This is a genomic window from Bartonella sp. HY328 (assembly GCF_025449335.1).
In the GTDB taxonomy this organism is placed as follows: domain Bacteria; phylum Pseudomonadota; class Alphaproteobacteria; order Rhizobiales; family Rhizobiaceae; genus HY038.
In genome coordinates this window covers 1,847,617-1,866,130 of sequence record NZ_CP104883.1, presented here as the reverse complement: position 1 = coordinate 1,866,130, position 18,514 = coordinate 1,847,617, and the positions used below count along the sequence as shown (strand labels likewise).

Genomic DNA, 18,514 nt, shown 5'->3' with positions numbered 1-18,514 from the left:
AAAACAACTTGAGTTTTCATATTATCTTTTGGCCTTTCCTTATCCGATGATAACCTATCATAAATGGTTCCTTTTAGACCAAGCAACTCAATCATGATATTCGGATATAATGTTATAATTCTGCTTTATATCTTTTGTAGCCAATTTAAATCAAAGGATCAAATCATTTTGTGAAACAGCACCAAACCGGCGATCGCGTTTTTGATAAGCTTCTATCGCCTTATCAAAATCCACGCTTGAAAAATCTGGCCAAAAGCACGGAACAAAACATAATTCTGCATATGCGGCTTGCCAAAGTAAAAAGTTCGATAAACGCATTTCTCCACTTGTGCGGATAATCAGATCTGGATCAGGCATAAAGCAAGTGTCAAGGTGTGAAGATATAAGTGCTTCGGTAATTTCTTCTGGTTTTAAAACACCTTGGCTTATTTGCTCTGCAATTGTTTTGACGCTACGCGTAATTTCATTACGGCTACCATAGTTAAAGGCTACTATAAAATTCAATCCATCATTAGCAGCCGTAGTTTTTTCAGCATCTTCTAAAAGGCTTAATATATCGTCGCTAAGACCTTGGCGGCAACCAATAATTCTAACGCGTACATTATTAGCTTTTAGCTTATTGATATCACTACGGATAAAATATTTTAAAAGGGAGAGGAGGTGGCTAACCTCATCCTTGGGCCGCGCCCAATTTTCAGATGAAAATGCAAAAAAAGTTAACCACTTTATGCCAATTTTGTTGCCATGATCAACAATTTTGCGAAGGGCTTCCGCTCCGGCCTTATGTCCAGCAACGCGAGGAAGTTGCCTTTTCTTAGCCCACCGGCCATTTCCATCCATTATAATCGCTATATGTTTGGGCTGAGACACAGTTTAACCTTTTTGGGTAAATACGCAACAGGACACGTATTAACAATACAGTAATTAATAATTACTTTTTAAGTAAAATCATATAGATAGCAATATGTTCTAACGAAAAACTATCTACTGTTTAAATTCAAGTTGAGCAGAAAACACAATATAGCATAGGTCTTGTTTGAAATAAATATATTCAAAATAAACGCAAATAGCAAAAATACTATTTTGAAGAGATAATCGCACATATTGAATAATTAATATTTCAATAATAACTAGGCCATATTCAAAGAACACTTAATCTTTTAAATAATCAAATGAGCTGCATAAAATTAATGTTGAGCCATTTGGCATAGTTTGGATAAAAGATTCAAAAGATTATGCTGTAATCAACCTAAAATATTGCTATGGTCAAAATATAAGGTAATTTCAACCATAGCCAATATTAAAATAGTTTTTTTGGTCAATATTTTGATTTAAAAAACTAATTAGTTAAAACTAAACTTGCATAATTTCCGCTTCTTTAGCGACCAAAACCTTATCTACTTCAGTAATTGTCTCATCAGTCATTTTTTGGACGCGTTCAGATAAGGCACGTGTATCATCCTGACCGATTGTACCATCTTTTTCAGCCTTTTTTAAAGCATCCATACCATCGCGACGAACGTGACGCGTAGCAACTTTTGCTTGTTCGGCATATTGATGCGCAATTTTTACCAATTCACGGCGGCGCTCTTCATTAAGCTCGGGTAAAGGAATGCGTAGGTTTGTTCCGTCGGTAATTGGATTGAGACCAAGACCAGAATCGCGGATTGCACGTTCAACAGCACCGACCATGGTTTTATCCCAAACTGATACCGATAGCATGCGTGGTTCGGGTACAGAAATATTGGCAACTTGATTGATTGGAACTGCAGAACCATAGGCAATAACTGTAATAGGTTCTAAGAGGCTAGCAGATGCGCGGCCTGTTCGTAAACCACCTAACTCGTGCTTAAAAGAGGATATAGCCCCTTCCATACGACGTTTAAGGTCGTCAATATTTATAGCGTCACTCATTTCACTCTCCTTAAATTTAAACGAGATGTATTAAACGTCATCTGAGACTAATGTATACTGGCCTTGTCCATTGAGCACATCGGCAAGGCCACCCCGATTGTGGATTGAGTAAACGATAATTGGAATATTGTTTTCACGTGCCAAAGCAACAGCTGTCGTATCCATAACCGATAAACCACGTTGTAAAACTTCATCATGGGATAATTGATCAAAGCGAGTTGCATTTTGATCGATTTTTGGATCTGCTGTATAAATGCCATCAACTTGTGTACCCTTTAAAAGTACATCGGCGCCGATCTCTGCCGCACGAAGGGCTGCAGCGGTGTCTGTTGTGAAAAATGGATTGCCAGTTCCCCCAGCGAAAATCACAACTTTGCCCATGTTTAAATAAGCCATAGCTTTGCGCTGTGAAAAGCTTTCTGAAATCTGCGGCATAGCAATTGCAGATAAAACTACCGCGTCAACTCCAATTTTCGTCAATGAGGTGCGCAAAGCCAATGAGTTGATTGCGGTAGCAAGCATCCCCATGTGATCGCCGGTAACACGATCTCCACCACGTGAAGCAACCGCAACACCGCGGAAAATATTTCCGCCGCCAATAACAATACCGACCTCTACCCCTAAATCGCGCGCGTCCTTGATATCTGCAGCAATTCGATCGGCTACTGAAACATCAATACCAAAACTCTGTCCCCCCATCAGCGCCTCGCCAGATGCTTTTAGCAAAATCCGTTTATATCGAGGGCTATGTGTCATATTAAAATTCTCCAGCATATAATTTTTGCAGTCGATACACCAACAAGGACCATTTGTCACCAATCAACACGCAAATTAAACCATTTTGGTGGTTGAGAGCAAAGCTTTTCCACCATAACTCAGTTAGATATCCTGCAATCAAGCATTATTTCTAGTTTTGCTTTAAATATGGAAATGAAAATCATATAGATTTCATACGAACCATCGTGTTTCACCAAAACATTATTGATACTGCCATTATTCAATGCCTGCAAAACTAAATGTTAAATGTTTTAAAATATCTAAAATTTTTGAGGGTGCCTATTGTCAGGTATCGCTTCGTTTTAATATTTTATAATGTACGCCCTTCAGCTGCCGCCTTTTCCGCTTCTATTTGATCTGCACTTTTAGGACTGGTATCTGCAACTAAACGAACCGACCCATTGCTGTTAATAACACATCGTGCATCCCGTAAATCTACTTTTAGAGTAATAACAGTTGATCCATCTTGCGCTTTTGCGGAATCAGTTGCTTTTATAACTTTGGTTGGAAGATAGTATTTATTTGCTGCGGCATTAATACAGGCTTGGGCCGATGGCGTTGTTAATGTAGCTTTTGGGGCAAAAGGTTTAATCGGTTTAGCTGAACCATCGCCATTGGTTGTCACACAACCACCCAAAATACCTAACGATAAAACAGTAGCTCCAAATGTGAAGAGGCGCGTAAAATTGTACATTTTTAAAAACCTTGTCTCTAAAATGGCCTTAAAAGGTCCTGAAAAATAATTGTGTAATTTAAATAATTATATAAAGCAATTCAACGAAATTACATTTCTATCGTTAAGTTTTTTTTAAGGCAATTTATACACTAAAATTATTAACTTAAATAAGATATTAAACATAGCTATTGAAAATTTTCATCTTAATTATGCAGCGCAAATTCAATAGCACCATGAAATCTATGACAATGCGAATTAGATCGCCATAGCTCAAGATTTAAGCACATTTATTAAATGCACTTGATGACCAGCGCAGCCAACGTACGATAAGAGTAAGAGTGCTTATCACATTTTGTTGGTTCTACGTTACGAATTAAGAATTCATTGCTGACCAAGGTTGTTGAATGCCTGTTGGTTTTAAACATCCATACACAATAAAGACAAAAGCCTAAAGTTCACTAAAAAACATCTAAATCATCAAAGACCATTTGGACAGAGCAGACACTGCTATAAGTTTAATGTGCTATTGGCAAAACTTGAAATTAGACCTCCTATCTTGATCCAATAATATTGATGATTAACCATTTTACACCATGCAATGCCATAATCGACAGTCTCTACCCAAATCAATTTTCCCCAATGCTAGGCTATGTGCCCGTTTTGCTTCCAGCGTCAAATTGCTTTAATTATTTTCTTGTCTTATCCATTGATTGATCATATGAGCGCCAGCATCGCGGCCGAGTGTATTCACCAAAAACGGGCTGAGTGATTTCATTTCACTTTCCAAAGTATAGGGTGGGTTTACGATTATCATTCCGTTGCCATCTAAACTGGCAATCGATGATTGCTTGCGAATATGTAACTCTAAACGCAATATTTTGGGTATTCCTGTTTCATAAAGCTGGTTGCAAAATTTCTTCACCGCATCAAAATGCTTTACGGGATACCAAAAGGCGTAAACTCCATAGGAAAATCGCTTATGGGCCTTTACTAGCCCCTCAACTAAACGATCGAACTCTCCCTCAATTTCAAAAGGAGGATCAACGAGTACCAGACCGCGTTTTTCTTTTGGTGGTAATTGGGCTGAAAGAGCAAGCCAACCATTTAAATTTATTACTTTTGTTTGAAAATCGCCTTCAAGATGAGATCTTAATATTTTATAATCATCTGGATGCAGCTCCATCGCAGTCAAACGATCTTGTAATCGCAAAAGTTTGCGAATTAATATTGGTGATCCAGGGTATTTTTTTAATACCGATTGGTGATCATTAAGATCTGCAATAATATCGAGCCAAGGTGCAATCAAGGATAAAACATCGGCATCGAGATTTTTACCAATTATCTGCCCTACGCCATCTTTCCATTCACCTGTTTTTTGTGCGCGCTGATCCCCTAGATTATATAAACCTATGCCTGCATGTGTATCTATTACACGGAAAGCCTGATCTTTATTTTTTAGGTATTCGATAATTCGTGTTACGATAATATGCTTAAACACATCGGCAAAATTGCCTGCATGATAAATATGGCGATAATTCATTTTTACTCATCTAAAATTTAAATTAAATTTAACGTTAAAAACATTAATTGTTATCAACTATGTTGTGCCGTAAGGCTTTGATATTGTGCAGTAAGGTTCTGATTAAGCGGTACAATTAATTTTCGCATGCACTGCTCATGGATACTTAAATCTTTTAGGATATTTTTTTTCATAAAGAAAGCTATTTCGCTGTGTTCTTTAATGATGCCCTAGATGGGACGCAAAGAATGAGTGGATGTTTTTAACGTTAAAGGTGAAAAAGTAGGTCTGAAATCTATTTTTTTTACAATGCTTCCTACCAATAAAAGGCTCACTTTTTTAATGTCAGTCTTGCTAACGCGATTCAAAATGCATTTACTATTTTTCATTGCTGCGCGTAAAAAATCCTTTATACTCAATTTAAAAAGGGAATGTATTGCGATGGTAAAGTTGGCGAATATTGAAGATATTGTTAATTCATCAGAGCTGAAAAAGCGGCTTTATGAAGTTGTCTGCAATGATAAGTCCAATTGTACAGATATGCAAAAGCGTGAAGCTGTGAGATGTGAGTTAAAACAGGCTCTTGTTGCTGGCCAAAAGGGATGTGAAATTCAGCTTTTGCTCGATGGTCATGGTCGTTTATGCGCTAAACGCTTAAGCTTGTTAATCGATATTGTTATAGATGCTCTTTATGATGTTGTTATTAAAAAGATATTTAAGTTACAAAATCCATCGAATGGTGAGCGTATCGCTTTGATCGCTGTTGGCGGATACGGACGTGGTACGCTAGCTCCTAGTTCCGATATTGATTTGTTGTTTTTGCTTCCCTATAAACAAACACCTTGGGGTGAACAAGTCATGGAATTTATCCTTTACATGTTATGGGATATAGGCTTGAAGGTGGGGCATGCAACGCGCAATATTGATGAAACAATACGCATGGCACGTGAAGATATGACAGTGCGCACCGCACTTTTGGAAATGCGCTTTTTAAACGGCAATCAACCACTGTTTCAACAATTATCTGATCGTTTTAATACGGAGATAGTGAAAGGAACAGCAACACAATTTATTCGTGCCAAATTGATTGAGCGTGATGAACGACATAAAAAAGCAGGGCAAACACGTTATTTGGTTGAACCAAATGTTAAAGAAAGTAAGGGCGGGCAACGTGATTTACAAACGCTTTATTGGATAACCAGATATTTTTATGAAGTTAAAACCCCCGAACAATTGGTTAAAATAGGGGTATTGTCGCGTCAAGAAGCTAATATATTTAAAAAGGCTGATGATTTTTTATGGGCGGTACGCTGTCATATGCATTTTTTAGCTGGCAAAGCCAATGAGAGACTATCCTTTGATATTCAGCGTGATATTGCCCATCGACTTGGCTATACGGCCCATCCAGGCCAAGAAGATGTTGAACGATTTATGAAGCATTATTTTCTGGTGGCCAAACAGGTAGGTGATTTAACGCGTATTATTTCAGCCGCACTTGAAGAAGATCATGCTAAGGCAGTGCCGGGTATCAACCAAATCTTTTTAACATTTTCCAAGCGGAAGAAAAAAATAAAAGGCAGTGATGATTTTATAATTGATCATCAACGTATTAATATTGCGCATAGCGATGTCTTTTCAACTGATCCAGTTAATTTGATCCGTATTTTTCAAATCGCTGATCAATATGGTTTTGAATTGCATCCCCATGCGATGCAACAAATGACACGATCTTTGAAATTAATTACCAATGAAGTTCGTGAAAATAAAATTGCCAATGGCCTATTTCTTGATGTTTTGACCTCGCCGCGTAATCCCTCGCTTATGCTGCGGCGGATGAATGAATCAGGTGTGTTAGGTAAATTTATACCTGATTTTGGCAAGATTGTCGCAATGATGCAATTTAGCATGTATCATCATTACACTGTAGATGAACATTTATTGCTATGTCTTTATTATTTAAGTGAAATATATAAAGGCAATAACCTTGCTGAGCACCCCTTAGCAACCAGCTTGATCCCACAATTGAAAGATGAAAGACGGCTTTTATATATTGCGGTGTTCTTGCATGATATTGCTAAAGGCCGGCTGGAAGATCACTCTATCGCTGGTGAAAAAATTGCGCGTAAACTATGTAAAAGATTTGGTTTGTCCGCTACAGATTGCGAAACCGTTGCTTGGCTTATTCGCGAACATCTAACCATGAGTATTGTTGCGCAGTCACGCGATTTGAATGATCGTAAGACGATCAATGATTTTGCCGATGTGGTACAAACAATGGATAGGCTTAAGTTACTGCTTATTTTGACAATTTGCGATATTAAGGGGGTAGGGCCTGGCGTTTGGAATGGATGGAAAGGTCAGCTGTTACGTACCCTTTATCATGAAACTGAAATTGTTTTAACTGGCGGCTTTTCAAAAGAAACTCGTTTCGAGCGAATTTTGGAAGCGCGAGCCGAATTAGCGGCTGCGCTACGGGACTGGGAAGAAGAAAAACTTAATGCCTATATAGAGCTTTTATATCCTAATTATTGGCTGACCGTGTCCTTGGAAGACAAGATAAGACATGCTAATTTTATAACGCAGGCAGACGAAAACAAACAAAGCTTTGCCTTTATGGCAAAATTGCATAATTTTGAAGCAGTGACCGAACTTACCATTCTTGCGCCAGATCATCCAAGGCTTTTGTCAATAATCACTGGTGCTTGTGCAGCAGCAGGGGCTAATATTGTTGATGCGCAAATTTTTACCACTTCGGATGGGCGTGCTCTTGATACAATTTTACTTAGTCGCGAATTTGAATTGGCTAGTGATGAAGAACGTCGAGCACAAAAGATAGCGGACGCTATTTCTTCGCTTTTAAGAGGAGAAGCCCGACTTACTGAGTTTATTGCAGCACGCGCCAAGCCAAAAAAAATGGCAAATGCTTTTTCTGTGGCGCCACGCATTGAGATCAACAACACGCTATCTGACAAGTTTAGTGTTATCGAGGTAAAGGGCTTGGATAGGCCTGGATTACTATCTGAGTTGACAGGTACAATATCTAATTTATCCCTCGATATTGCCTCTGCTCATATTACGACTTTTGGCGAAAAAATCATGGACACATTTTATGTAACTGATTTGGTTGGTCATAAAATTGATAATATATCCAGGCAAAAAACGATAAAGAGAAAGTTAAATCAATTGTTTGGCAATGAAAATAGTTAAGCATTTTATAGACGTTTTTATATCTCACCGCATAATCCCGAATTAAAATCTGCGCTGCGTTAAATAGGGAGTGCCAAAAATTAAGCTTTGATTAAGGGTCTAAAATGTAAGCAGAGAAGATGGCACCTACTATTATGCGTTATATAAACACCGTTTGTTCTTATTTTTCTGTTTTTTCGATTTGCTTATTTAATTGATTTAATTGGATTTTATGGCGACTCCGGCGTGACTCGAACACGCAACCTGCGGTTTAGAAGACCGCCGCTCTATCCTGTTGAGCTACGGAGCCGTTTTTGATAATGTTTTAATAACTATCGCCTTATAGAAAAGCTTGTGCGGCAAATCAAGCAGTTAATAAAAATAAATTAATCCTATCCACTATTACAATGCCTTGGTAAAATAACGGTTTAATTGAGATTATAGATATAATACTCTATAACGAAACAAATTCGTGGTGAAATTACACATTTTAATTACTCGTATTTCCACTCTTTTGAACGGCAAAAAGATCCAATTTTTCTATTTTCTAACATTAGATTTAGGTAATATAAGTGTGCTCAGCTATTTATTTATCCACAGCCGAATTAAAAAGTAATAAAATAGAAAAAAAGGCTTGTAACTCTGAAAACATTCCGTTAGAAGCAATCCTACGCGGGCCTGTAGCTCAATTGGTTAGAGTAGGCGGCTCATAACCGCTTGGTTGGGGGTTCAAGTCCCTCCGGGCCTACCATTCGATTTTATGTAATATTATCGATGATTAAAAAGTCCGCAATTATATTATATAGTTATCATTTATAATATTATAGATAACTATAAACAAGAATATTTTAATGTAGGTCTTGCTAAAGGCGTTTCGCGACTTACAATACTTCCAATATGGGTATGAATTTGAGGGGCTTTCTGCCCAAGCTATAAGATTGACGGCTATGTTGGCGTCACGCAGCACGGGTGGGGCCAGCGATATGGCTAATTTGTATTTTCACTAATATCGATCATAAATATAGACGGGGTGATTTTTAGTTTTAATCCCCTTTTGAAAAAGTGTATTGAAGCTAACGCTTTGTTGTCTTCTGTTTAGGGGCAAAAGCTATTAATCTAAATAAAAAAAACACCTTAAACGGTTAAACAAGTGAAATATATACTGGAGTGAGCTGTAAAAAGCTGTCGTTAAATGCTTTTCTGTCTTTTAAGAAAGCATGCAAATTTCGTACTAACTTTGTCGAAGAACCTTGAAAATATTCATATTACTGCGCGGTTTTTTCCATATTTACTCTTTGGGTTCTCGCAAATATTTCCTAATACTATTTCATTCAAAATAATAAATCCTAACCCTAGGTGCTGGTTTTAATTGAGGGTTGGAATGCTTGAATGTCTATCCTTTACTAGAGTTTCAAAAAAAAATCACTGCGCGGTGAGCGATTTTTTTTGTTCAGTTTTTGAAACCTTTATTGCTAATATAGTTGCTCTCAAATGGTCGCGTTGCTGCACAAAGTAACGCGGTTGCTTTAAAGCTTACCGTTGATCAAAGAGCAAGATCATAACAAAAATTGGGTCATACATTTCATATGATTGCTAAAAAGTTGAAAAGTCTTATATTGTTTATGTAATAGTTTTAATATTTATCAGATTTTCTAAATTAGAATTAATATAAAATATTAAGTTTTGCTAAAGTGTAGTGTGTACATATAACTTGACATATTTAAAACTGGATAATAAATCTAAATATAAATAAACTTTATTTAATGTTTTAAAATTTCGATAATAAAGTGATGGGATATACAGTGTAGTTATAGGGAGAGCTGCACAATAGGAGGATTTATTAATGAAGTATTTTAAGAGTGCCCTTGCTGGAATTGCAGTTTGGGGCCTATTTTCTGGTTTGGCTACAGCGCAAGATTCAATTTCCATGGGTATTGTTGGTAAAATTGGTGGTATTCCATGGACAAACTCAATTGAAACGGGAATGAAAAAACAGGCCGATGAAATGGGTGTTAAGGCTGAATTAATTGGCCCTGTTAGTAGCGATCCCTCTTTACAAGTGCGCGCAATTGAAGATCTTATTGCGCGTAAAGTTGACGTTATCGGTATTGTTCCAAATGATTCTTCTGCAATTGAGCCAGTACTTCAAAAAGCTCGCGCAGCCGGTATTAAGGTCATTGCTAATGAGGGGCCAAACCTTAAAAATATCGATTGGAATTTTGATCTTGTTTCTTCAAAGGGGCTTGGAGAGGCGCATGCTAAATTGCTTGCAGAAAAGCTGGGAGGCAAAGGAAAATATGCGGTTTATGTTGGCTCTTTAACCGTACCACTTCATAACGCATGGGCAGATGCTGCAATTGCCTATATAAAAGAAAACTACCCCGATATGATTATGGTTGGCGACCGTTATGGTGTTGCTGAGTCTGTCGATGATAGCCGAAAAACTACAATTGATTTAATGGCAGCCCACCCAGATCTTGCAGGAATTATGGCTTTTGGCAGTCAGGGACCTATTGGTGCAGGACGCGCTGTTGCAGAACAGCGGAAGATTGGCAAGGTTATTGTAATTGGCACATTTTCGGCTGGTCAAGGGCGGACTTTGGTGAAATCAGGCGCTATTACTGCAGGCTATACGTGGAGCCCCGAAGATGCGGGTCGAGTATTTGTTATTCTTGGCAAATTGGCTCATGATGGCGTAGCAATTAAAGACGGTATGGATATCCCTGTATTAGGGAAGGTTTCACCAAATTTCGAAAATAAAAATATAGTAGTCGATAATCTGCTGCTCTTTGATAAAGCATCAATCGATAAATATGCGCAAATGGGTCTTTAATGCCCATAAGCTATCGGTAATTTGGTCTTGTGTTACGAATCTTTTAGCACAAGACCTATTTAAGGCCAAAGCAATCAGTAAATTTTGAATGGAGTTTTTAAATGTCACTTTATCAAGGTGCTCTTGATGAGCTAAGTTTGATTTTTCAGAGATTAAATGATGTAGAGGTTGATAAAGCAGTTCAAAAAATAGCAAATGCAAGGCGTATAGTTGTGGTTGGATGTGGTCGTGAACGCTTGCAAATCATGGGATTTGCCATGCGTTTATTCCATATGGGGCTGGATGTCGCCGTCGTTGGTGATATGACTACACCGCATTTGGAAACAGGCGATTTATTGATAGCCACAAATGGTCCAGGCGAAGTGCCTACAGTTCTTTCCTTGATGGAGACTGCTAAAAGGGCTGGCGCTGAAATTATGGTTTTAACTGCACAGCCTAATGGGACAGCCGCGCGACTAGCGGATTTTTGCCTTCTTCTTCCTGCTCAGACTATGGCAGATGATACCCTTCCTAAGGCACAATCAATTCTGCCAATGGGGTCTGCTTTTGAAGGAGCTTTATTTATACTGTTTGAAATCATGGTTTTAAAATTGAAAGATGTCAAAGGTATTAGTTTTGACGATATGCGTGCGCGTCATACCAATCTTGAATAGGTTTTAAACTTAAAGTATGTATTAGGGGAAGAATACACCGGTGTCAGAACATAGTCAGCACAAACTGGTTGAACCAGCGATACGTCTTCATCATATTTCTAAGATTTTTGGCGGTATACATGCTCTCAATGATGTTTCATTTGAGGTGAATCAAGGGGAAGTCCATTGTCTCGCTGGTGAAAATGGTTGTGGCAAAAGTACACTCATCAAGATTATAACGGGTGTTTATACACCGGAAAACGGTGCGCAGATTAACTGCTTTGGACAAGATCTTAATCGGATTAGCCCTGCAATTGCGCGAGATATGGGCATTGCAGTAATCTGGCAAGATTTAGCTCTATTTTCAGAAATGAGCGTTGCTGAAAATATCGCTTTTGAGATTTTGGCAGGTTCAGCGCCAAAATGGGTAAGCCGCAAAACTATGCGCGGTATTGCTGAAGATGCATTAGGAAAACTTAACCTCAACCTTGATCTTGACAAAAAGGTTGGTGATCTTCCTATTGCTGAACGACAAATGGTGGCGATTGCACGCGCACTTGCTGGCGATGCTAAATTAATCTTCATGGATGAGCCGACAGCTTCATTAACCCAATCAGAAACTAACAGCTTGCTTCACATTGTAAATATACTCGCTCAACAAAATGTGGCGATTGTTTTTGTCAGTCATAGGCTTGCTGAGGTATTGGAAATATCATCCCGCGTCACTGTGTTGCGCGATGGTAAACTTGTTGGTGTATATCCCACTGAAGGCATGACACAATCCCATTTGGCAGAATTGATGACTGGGAAAAGTTTGGATTATGACCCCAAGGGACGTGATACAAGTAGTTTTCCTACCTGTCTAAAGGTTACAGGTCTTTCAAGACAAGGTGAGTTTAACTCTATCAATTTTGAACTGAAAAAAGGCGAAGTTTTAGGTCTAACCGGCTTAATTGGGGCAGGGCGTACCGAGCTTGCCAGTACTTTATTTGGTATGACAAAACCTGATGACGGTTCTATTATGCTTGAAACGAAAAGCTGTAATTTTCGTTCCAATCGTGATGCAATTGATGCTGGTATTGCATATCTTTCCGAAGACCGGCTTTCAGTTGGGTTGATCCAAGAGCAATCTATTTCAAGTAATACTATCATTTCTGTTTTAGATAAACTCACCAATCGATTTGGCCTATTATCATTACAAAAAGAAGATCATCTAGTTGATTATTGGGTAGAAAAACTCAGCGTTAAAATAGGTAAAGCACAAGACGCCATATCGACCTTATCCGGCGGTAATCAGCAAAGGATCGGTATAGCTAAGTGGTTAGCAACCGAACCCAAAGTACTTATTCTTGATAGTCCAACAGTTGGTGTCGATGTGGGTGCAAGAGCAGGTATTTTCAAGGTTGTGCGCGATTTATCCCAAAGCGGATTATCAATTTTACTAATTTCTGATGAACCGGTTGAAGTTCACACAAATTGCGATCGTATTCTACATATGAAAGATGGGCAATTGCTGGGGGAATACAATCCGCATACTATATCATTGCAAGAGTTGGAAAGTATTGTATATGCGTAAAATTATCAATAATTATCCCTCCGAGTCTGCCTTGATTATAGTGCTAACTATTATTGGGGTTATACTTTCCTTTACGACTGATACGTTTTTTACTCTCGCGAATTTTTCTTCTTTGCTCAATAATAATGCGGTCTCAATGATATGGGCTTTTGGTCTACTTGTTGTTTTGATTGCTGGTGGCATTGATGTTTCATTTGCTGTTGCCGCATCAGTCGTACAATATTTATGTGTAAAATTATTTGGTATTATACCCAGTAATTGGTTTATTGGCATTGCCTGTGCTAGTGCCATAGGGGCAGCGTTAGGTCTGATAAATGCGTTTTTGATACAACGTTTTCATATAACGTCGATTGTTATTACCATTGCGACATTTAACGCATTTTTTGGTCTGTTAATGTTTTTTAGCGGAGGTAAATTTCTTTATGATCTTCCCGACTGGCTTATTAATCGCATAAACTTTGCAGAATATCAAAGCAGCACAGGTTCATGGGCAGAATTGACCTTGCCTACTGTAACAATGTTTATAATTATGCTGTTTACGTGGCTTTTATTACGATACACCAATATTGGACGCCAACTCTACGCTTTTGGAAATAATCCTGAAGGAGCCAGAAGGTTGGGCATTAGTCCTTGGCGTTGCCAGGCAATTGCTTTTGGTTGGCTCGGTGTGATGGCAGGAATTGGTGGACTTATGCAGGCACATTTGGTGCAAGAGGTTGTACCCAATGCTTTAATTGGTCGTGAGCTTGATGTTCTTGCGGCAGTTGTCTTGGGTGGAGCGCGACTTGGTGGAGGGCGTGGCACTGTTTTGGGATGTTTTTTAGGAGTTTTACTCGTTGCAGTTACACAAAACAGTCTAAATCTCTTAGGTGTTAGTCCTTATGCCTTTAAAATGGTGATTGGGGCAGTTATTCTTCTCGCAATTTCATTGCCTGGCCTACGTTTATTAAAAACTTCAAGACGACCGGAGACTGCGTAATGAATCATTTTTTTCATACTCTATCTAACAAAATTGGGGCTGAGACACTTTGGCTTTGTGGTTTCCTCATTTTGGTTGTATTGGGCTTTCAATCACTCACACCTACTTTCCTTTCGACTGCCAATCTTTTTTCAATTGCGTTTCAGCTTCCAGAGCTTGGATTACTTACTTTAGCTATGCTCATTCCTATTACATCGGGTGGTTTTAATCTTGCCATTATTGCAATAGCAAATGTGTCAGGTCTGACTTTAGCATCTTTCCTTGCAATGAATGGAGGAGTAGATGCGAGTGTAGCAAGCTTTTTGATTGGTATTGTTCTTGCGATTATTGTCGGTGCGCTTTGTGGCACATTGATTGGCGTAGTCGTGTCATTTTTGGATGTTCATCCGATATTAGCATCTCTTGCAGCAATGATATTTTTGCGTGGCATTGGTGAGTTTATCACACGAGGAGCAGATATTTCTGGTTTTCCAACTTTTGTAGCAACAATTGGCCATGGATCTTTTTTAGGTGTTCCAATTCCGCTTATCATTTTCATTGTCGCTGCTTTCCTTTGGTCGCTTCTTCTTTCTCATAGTCGTCATGGTTTTACCGCTCGTATGATCGGCTCAAACATAGTCGCTGCCACTTGGTCTGGGTTGAATACTAAGCGCAATTTAGTGCTTATTTATACCTTGTCTGGAGTTATGTGCTCATTGGCGGGGATATTGATGTTGACACGGTTCAATTCTGTACGGATCGGACATGGCGATGCACTTCTATTAATAACAGTTTTAGCTTGCTTTTTAGGCGGAGTAGCTCCCTTTGGTGGTTTTGGCCGTGTTTTGCCGGTAGTTATAGCTCTTATTTCATTGCAATCTTTGTCTTCAGGTCTTAATCTTATTGGCGCGAACCAACATCTAGCTACGGCTATATGGGGGCTATTCTTAATTCTTGTTATGATTTCACGTAGTGTTGGATCTAATCTTGCTTTGGGGTATTTTAAATTTAGAAGCCGTAATGATTGATAGGGGTAAACGACTAATTTCGACGAGTTAGTATAAACAATCCGGAATACCTGCAATTGATATTTGAAAAGAGGCTTGAAAATATTTGTATTATCAAAACTTTTTTATAAGGTTATTATGAAAAAGGACTTGAATCTTTAAATGGTGCAAAATAGCCGCTATCAACAGCGTTGTTGTGCCCAATCATTGATAATGTGTGCTTTCACTTCTTTGTCTTTATGTTTTGCTATTTATTTCGCACAGATCTGACTAAGTATGAACATGATTCAGTTCTTGGAACTGTCCTAAATAACTAAGCTAGATGTTACGTGTTGCAAAAATACAATAATCTAAAATAGAGTATTTCTAAATATCACTATATATTGAATATATACCCTTAGACGTATTTACAGAGCTTTGAGACAAGGCTATATGACTAAAATATGACAAAGATACTCCTTTATATCCCTTGTTAATATAGTTTGATTAATGTCACTATTCAAAAATATATTAGATAAATCATCGATTTATGGTCCTCTGGTGTGGATTTATATTTTTTTGAAGTAATTAGTCAAAACTAAAGCTGGATAATTGGGGTTTCGGTTCTCTCATCTGTGTATAGTATAATTGACTTTTAAAAGTAGGGATCAACAATGAAAACTTCAAAGTTCTGTTTAGCGCTTTTAGCAGCTGGAGCAAGTTTGGGATTTACACAATATAGCGCTTCAGCTGCAGATGCTGTGACGCTTGAACCAGAACCAGTTGAATATGTGCGCGTTTGTGATGCCTATGGTCAAGGCTACTTCTATATTCCTGGTACAGAAACCTGCATGAGCATTGGCGGTATGGTTTTTGGTACTGTTTATGGTGGTGCTGATGTTTATACACGTACGTTAGCTGACCGTGATCCTAAGAGATGGCGTTATTCTACTCGTGCTGAACTTGATTTTTCTACCGCTAGCGATACAGAATTGGGTACTTTGCGTACATTTATTCGTTTGCGTGGCGAGTGGACTGATGGTGAGCAGGTCGAGGCAGCTGGCTTACGCTTTGGTTACATTGAACTTGGTGGTTTACGTGTAGGTCTTGATGAATCTGCAATCAATACTTTCTTTGGGTATTATGGCGATTTCATCAATGATGATGTTGTGCTTGGCGGCGGTTACAGAACTAATCTTATTAGCTATACCTATGCAGCCGATAACGGTTTTTCAGCTCTTATCTCCCTTGAACAGGGAAATACCGAAGATAATGACTATAATGGCCAAATCACCGACTATACGCCACATGTTGTTTTAGCTGCAAAATATGAACAAGCTTGGGGTTCACTAACTGGTGCTGCTGCTTATGACTCAGTTAATGAGACATGGATTGGTAAAGCAAAGGTCAGCATCAATATTACTGACAAATTTAACATTTGGGGTATGGCTGCTTATAAGGATCTAAAAGATACTTATTATGGTGATTTAGATGATTCATCATCGCTTATTACAGATCGCTCAATCCGCGGTGTCCGTGCTATTGATAGCTTCTATGGTACTTGGGGTGGTAAATGGGTTGGCTGGGTAGGTGCATCCTACGGCTTTACTGAAAAAGCTACCGGTAATCTTCAGCTTGCTTATGAAGGCGCAGGCAATTTTTACGGTGCAGCTAATGTTAATTATCAACTCGTACCAGGCTTAACACTTGTTCCTGAAGTTAACTATCGTAAGTGGAATGATAGCAAGTCAGAATTAAAAGGTAAGGATGCATTCGGCGGAGCTTTACGTTTACAACGTGATTTCTAATTTTATATAATTAAAAAGTCTGTAGAAGGTCCAGCTTATAGCTGGGCCTTTTTTTGTTTCTATGGCTAACGTGATATATTTGAATGCGAACGCGGACCATTTATTAGAATGTAATTGCGATAATTAAAGCGCTAGCATAACTACGAAAGCTTAAATTGCCTTTATCTGGGTTGGGATGACTTATAATATTATATACTGATCGTGCCTCACAAAATTCTGCCATGGCGTTTTACATTAGAGTTAATGTGAATTGTCGGCACACAGTGGCTCATTTTAAGACTGGCGCTGGAAAATATTTTGAGTGCGGTTTCTATTTTTTGAACGCTTTTGGCCAAAGCTTGTTTTTAATATGAAGTGGGGGCTGTACCAGATAATTAGCCTGTAAAATGTTTAACTCATTGTTTTGTTTGCCTTAATTGTGTTTGAGGCGATGGGGTGTAAAACGCCACTCACACTCCTTCAAAAATAGTCCAAAATTCGTTATTGGTATACCATTAAATTTGCGCATATGGCGCTTGGCTTGGTTCCAAAAATTCTCAATGCCGTTGATGTGATTGCCTTTGTCTGCAATCAGTTTGAATAGTTGATGTGATAATGTTTAAATCTGATACATCCACAGCATTATATTCATGTTAACAGGCGCGATAGACAATACTGTCAGGCACAACTTTGCGTTTAATGATGGGCAATAAAAAAGGCAGCTAAAAGCTGCCTTGCAGGTAATGGTATTTGATAATTTCTATTTTTCTGTAGTTTGCGAATGTATAGGTTGCTCTCCTATTTCTCTCGCAATTTTGTTTACGTCTTCAGGCGTCACATGAAATCCCCAATTTGAAATCACTTGTCTAGCGCTCGCGAAGTCGTGATTTGTAGCCGTTTCCATAATGTGATTATACCGACCATTAAGTAAGCCTAATTGTTCGGTTTTATTGTTTATATCATTATAAATTCGATCTTTATTAGCGTATAAATAGATTGATGATCCGATCAATATCAAAACGCTAAGGATCACTAGTTTTATCCCTAGCTTACGAGCGGGTTTAATAATAAGCAAGATTATGCTAACCAAAACAAAAATTGGACTTAAATTAAGTATAGGCAGTATTATTGCATCCATCACACATTCCCACATAATGTAAACTTGACTATACTGGTGCCTTTGCTATTTATCAAGGTCATGCATTGGTGTTTCGCCGTTGCTTTTTGGCGTCTTTTTAGGCATCTGCTGAAATCATGATCTCATTATTCTGGTGACGGCCAAAATCAACAATTTGAGCCGGATAGTCTTCACCTGAGACTTCAACTTTGCCATTGATAATTGCTTGTGCTGCCATCCATTCCCAACGCGCAAAGATCTGGCGTTTTTGCTCAGCGATAAGGCGGACAATTTCACGGTTGCGGCGCTCTTCCATGGATAATTCGCCGGTCAAAGCTTCACCGGGTAGGCGGCTCACAAAATCGCCTAGCTTGATTTGATGTTTTGGCTTCACATAAGCAGGACGAAAAGACTTTACCCCATAGCCGGTGCGTTGTTGCGGCTTAGCTACAACGAGTGGCAACACAAAGGGCGCCATCATTGGTAAGCCTACCAAGATTGCATCAAAAATGATGTTTTCTTAGGTTGAGAACTTAGGCGCGCTGCGGAAATA

13 protein-coding genes, 2 tRNA genes and 1 pseudogene are annotated in these 18,514 nt (G+C 38.6%); 8 read left to right on the top strand and 8 right to left on the bottom strand.

Annotation, left to right across the window (positions count from 1 at the left end; translation table 11 throughout):
* Positions 1-150: 150 nt before the first annotated feature.
* The 5 genes from N5852_RS07920 to N5852_RS07900 all read right to left on the bottom strand — a co-directional run bounded on the left by N5852_RS07920 (position 151) and on the right by N5852_RS07900 (position 4,907).
* Complete coding sequence (locus tag N5852_RS07920) at positions 151-870, bottom strand: isoprenyl transferase (RefSeq protein ID WP_262097295.1); 720 nt, start codon at positions 868-870, stop codon at positions 151-153.
* Between the two features lie 483 nt (positions 871-1,353).
* Positions 1,354-1,914: a ribosome recycling factor gene (gene frr / locus N5852_RS07915; RefSeq protein WP_262097294.1), complete on the bottom strand. Its 561-nt coding sequence runs from the start codon at positions 1,912-1,914 to the stop codon at positions 1,354-1,356.
* Positions 1,915-1,944: 30 nt separating this feature from the next.
* Complete coding sequence (pyrH, locus tag N5852_RS07910; protein ID WP_262097293.1) at positions 1,945-2,670, bottom strand: UMP kinase; 726 nt, start codon at positions 2,668-2,670, stop codon at positions 1,945-1,947.
* A gap of 331 nt (positions 2,671-3,001) precedes the next feature.
* Complete coding sequence (locus N5852_RS07905) at positions 3,002-3,385, bottom strand: hypothetical protein (RefSeq protein ID WP_262097292.1); 384 nt, start codon at positions 3,383-3,385, stop codon at positions 3,002-3,004.
* 664 nt (positions 3,386-4,049) lie between these two features.
* Complete coding sequence (locus N5852_RS07900) at positions 4,050-4,907, bottom strand: 23S rRNA (adenine(2030)-N(6))-methyltransferase RlmJ (protein WP_262097290.1); 858 nt, start codon at positions 4,905-4,907, stop codon at positions 4,050-4,052.
* A 420-nt stretch (positions 4,908-5,327) separates the two neighbouring features.
* Between N5852_RS07900 and N5852_RS07895 the strand changes: the two genes are divergently transcribed.
* Positions 5,328-8,093 carry a [protein-PII] uridylyltransferase gene (locus tag N5852_RS07895; RefSeq protein WP_262097289.1) on the top strand — a complete coding sequence of 922 codons (2,766 nt, stop codon included), beginning with the start codon at positions 5,328-5,330 and terminating at the stop codon, positions 8,091-8,093.
* A gap of 212 nt (positions 8,094-8,305) precedes the next feature.
* Here the strand turns inward: N5852_RS07895 and N5852_RS07890 are convergent.
* Positions 8,306-8,382: transfer RNA gene (locus tag N5852_RS07890), tRNA-Arg, on the bottom strand.
* Positions 8,383-8,746: 364 nt separating this feature from the next.
* Between N5852_RS07890 and N5852_RS07885 the strand changes: the two genes are divergently transcribed.
* The 7 genes from N5852_RS07885 (at position 8,747) to N5852_RS07855 (ending at position 16,865) form a co-directional block, all read left to right on the top strand.
* Positions 8,747-8,823, top strand: a tRNA-Ile gene (locus N5852_RS07885).
* Between the two features lie 1,092 nt (positions 8,824-9,915).
* On the top strand, positions 9,916-10,905 hold the full coding sequence (locus N5852_RS07880; protein ID WP_262097288.1) for a substrate-binding domain-containing protein: 990 nt from the start codon (positions 9,916-9,918) through the stop codon (positions 10,903-10,905).
* Positions 10,906-11,006: 101 nt separating this feature from the next.
* A complete protein-coding gene (gene hxlB / locus N5852_RS07875; RefSeq protein WP_262097286.1) occupies positions 11,007-11,558 on the top strand; it encodes a 6-phospho-3-hexuloisomerase in 552 nt (183 codons plus the stop codon).
* A gap of 40 nt (positions 11,559-11,598) precedes the next feature.
* The gene (locus tag N5852_RS07870; RefSeq protein ID WP_262097285.1) at positions 11,599-13,113 is read left to right on the top strand and encodes a sugar ABC transporter ATP-binding protein; all 1,515 of its coding nucleotides are present in this window, start codon (positions 11,599-11,601) and stop codon (positions 13,111-13,113) included.
* Positions 13,106-14,092: an ABC transporter permease gene (locus tag N5852_RS07865; protein WP_262097284.1), complete on the top strand. Its 987-nt coding sequence runs from the start codon at positions 13,106-13,108 to the stop codon at positions 14,090-14,092. Before N5852_RS07870 ends, N5852_RS07865 begins: the two co-directional genes overlap by 8 nt.
* A complete protein-coding gene (locus N5852_RS07860) occupies positions 14,092-15,099 on the top strand; it encodes an ABC transporter permease (protein WP_262097283.1) in 1,008 nt (335 codons plus the stop codon). The genes N5852_RS07865 and N5852_RS07860 overlap by 1 nt, the downstream gene beginning before the upstream one ends.
* 632 nt (positions 15,100-15,731) lie before the next feature.
* Complete coding sequence (locus N5852_RS07855; protein WP_262097282.1) at positions 15,732-16,865, top strand: porin; 1,134 nt, start codon at positions 15,732-15,734, stop codon at positions 16,863-16,865.
* A gap of 412 nt (positions 16,866-17,277) precedes the next feature.
* Here N5852_RS07855 and N5852_RS07850 read toward each other — a convergent pair.
* Together N5852_RS07850 and N5852_RS07845 are read right to left on the bottom strand one after the other, a co-directional pair.
* Positions 17,278-17,557: pseudogene (locus N5852_RS07850) on the bottom strand (transposase); the annotation flags it as partial.
* 522 nt (positions 17,558-18,079) lie between these two features.
* Positions 18,080-18,442 carry a major capsid protein gene (locus N5852_RS07845; RefSeq protein ID WP_262097280.1) on the bottom strand — a complete coding sequence of 121 codons (363 nt, stop codon included), beginning with the start codon at positions 18,440-18,442 and terminating at the stop codon, positions 18,080-18,082.
* Positions 18,443-18,514 lie beyond the last annotated feature (72 nt).

Excerpts from the sequence above, each read along its gene's own strand:
- N5852_RS07865 (WP_262097284.1), top strand. The coding sequence starts at position 13,106 with ATGCGTAAAATTATCAATAATTATCCCTCCGAGTCTGCCTTGATTATA.
- hxlB (WP_262097286.1), top strand. The coding sequence starts at position 11,007 with ATGTCACTTTATCAAGGTGCTCTTGATGAGCTAAGTTTGATTTTTCAG.
- frr (WP_262097294.1), bottom strand. The coding sequence starts at position 1,914 with ATGAGTGACGCTATAAATATTGACGACCTTAAACGTCGTATGGAAGGG.
- N5852_RS07900 (WP_262097290.1), bottom strand. The coding sequence starts at position 4,907 with ATGAATTATCGCCATATTTATCATGCAGGCAATTTTGCCGATGTGTTT.
- N5852_RS07880 (WP_262097288.1), top strand. The coding sequence starts at position 9,916 with ATGAAGTATTTTAAGAGTGCCCTTGCTGGAATTGCAGTTTGGGGCCTA.
- pyrH (WP_262097293.1), bottom strand. The coding sequence starts at position 2,670 with ATGACACATAGCCCTCGATATAAACGGATTTTGCTAAAAGCATCTGGC.
- N5852_RS07895 (WP_262097289.1), top strand. The coding sequence starts at position 5,328 with ATGGTAAAGTTGGCGAATATTGAAGATATTGTTAATTCATCAGAGCTG.
- N5852_RS07860 (WP_262097283.1), top strand. The coding sequence starts at position 14,092 with ATGAATCATTTTTTTCATACTCTATCTAACAAAATTGGGGCTGAGACA.
- N5852_RS07905 (WP_262097292.1), bottom strand. The coding sequence starts at position 3,385 with ATGTACAATTTTACGCGCCTCTTCACATTTGGAGCTACTGTTTTATCG.
- N5852_RS07845 (WP_262097280.1), bottom strand. The coding sequence starts at position 18,442 with ATGATGGCGCCCTTTGTGTTGCCACTCGTTGTAGCTAAGCCGCAACAA.
- N5852_RS07855 (WP_262097282.1), top strand. The coding sequence starts at position 15,732 with ATGAAAACTTCAAAGTTCTGTTTAGCGCTTTTAGCAGCTGGAGCAAGT.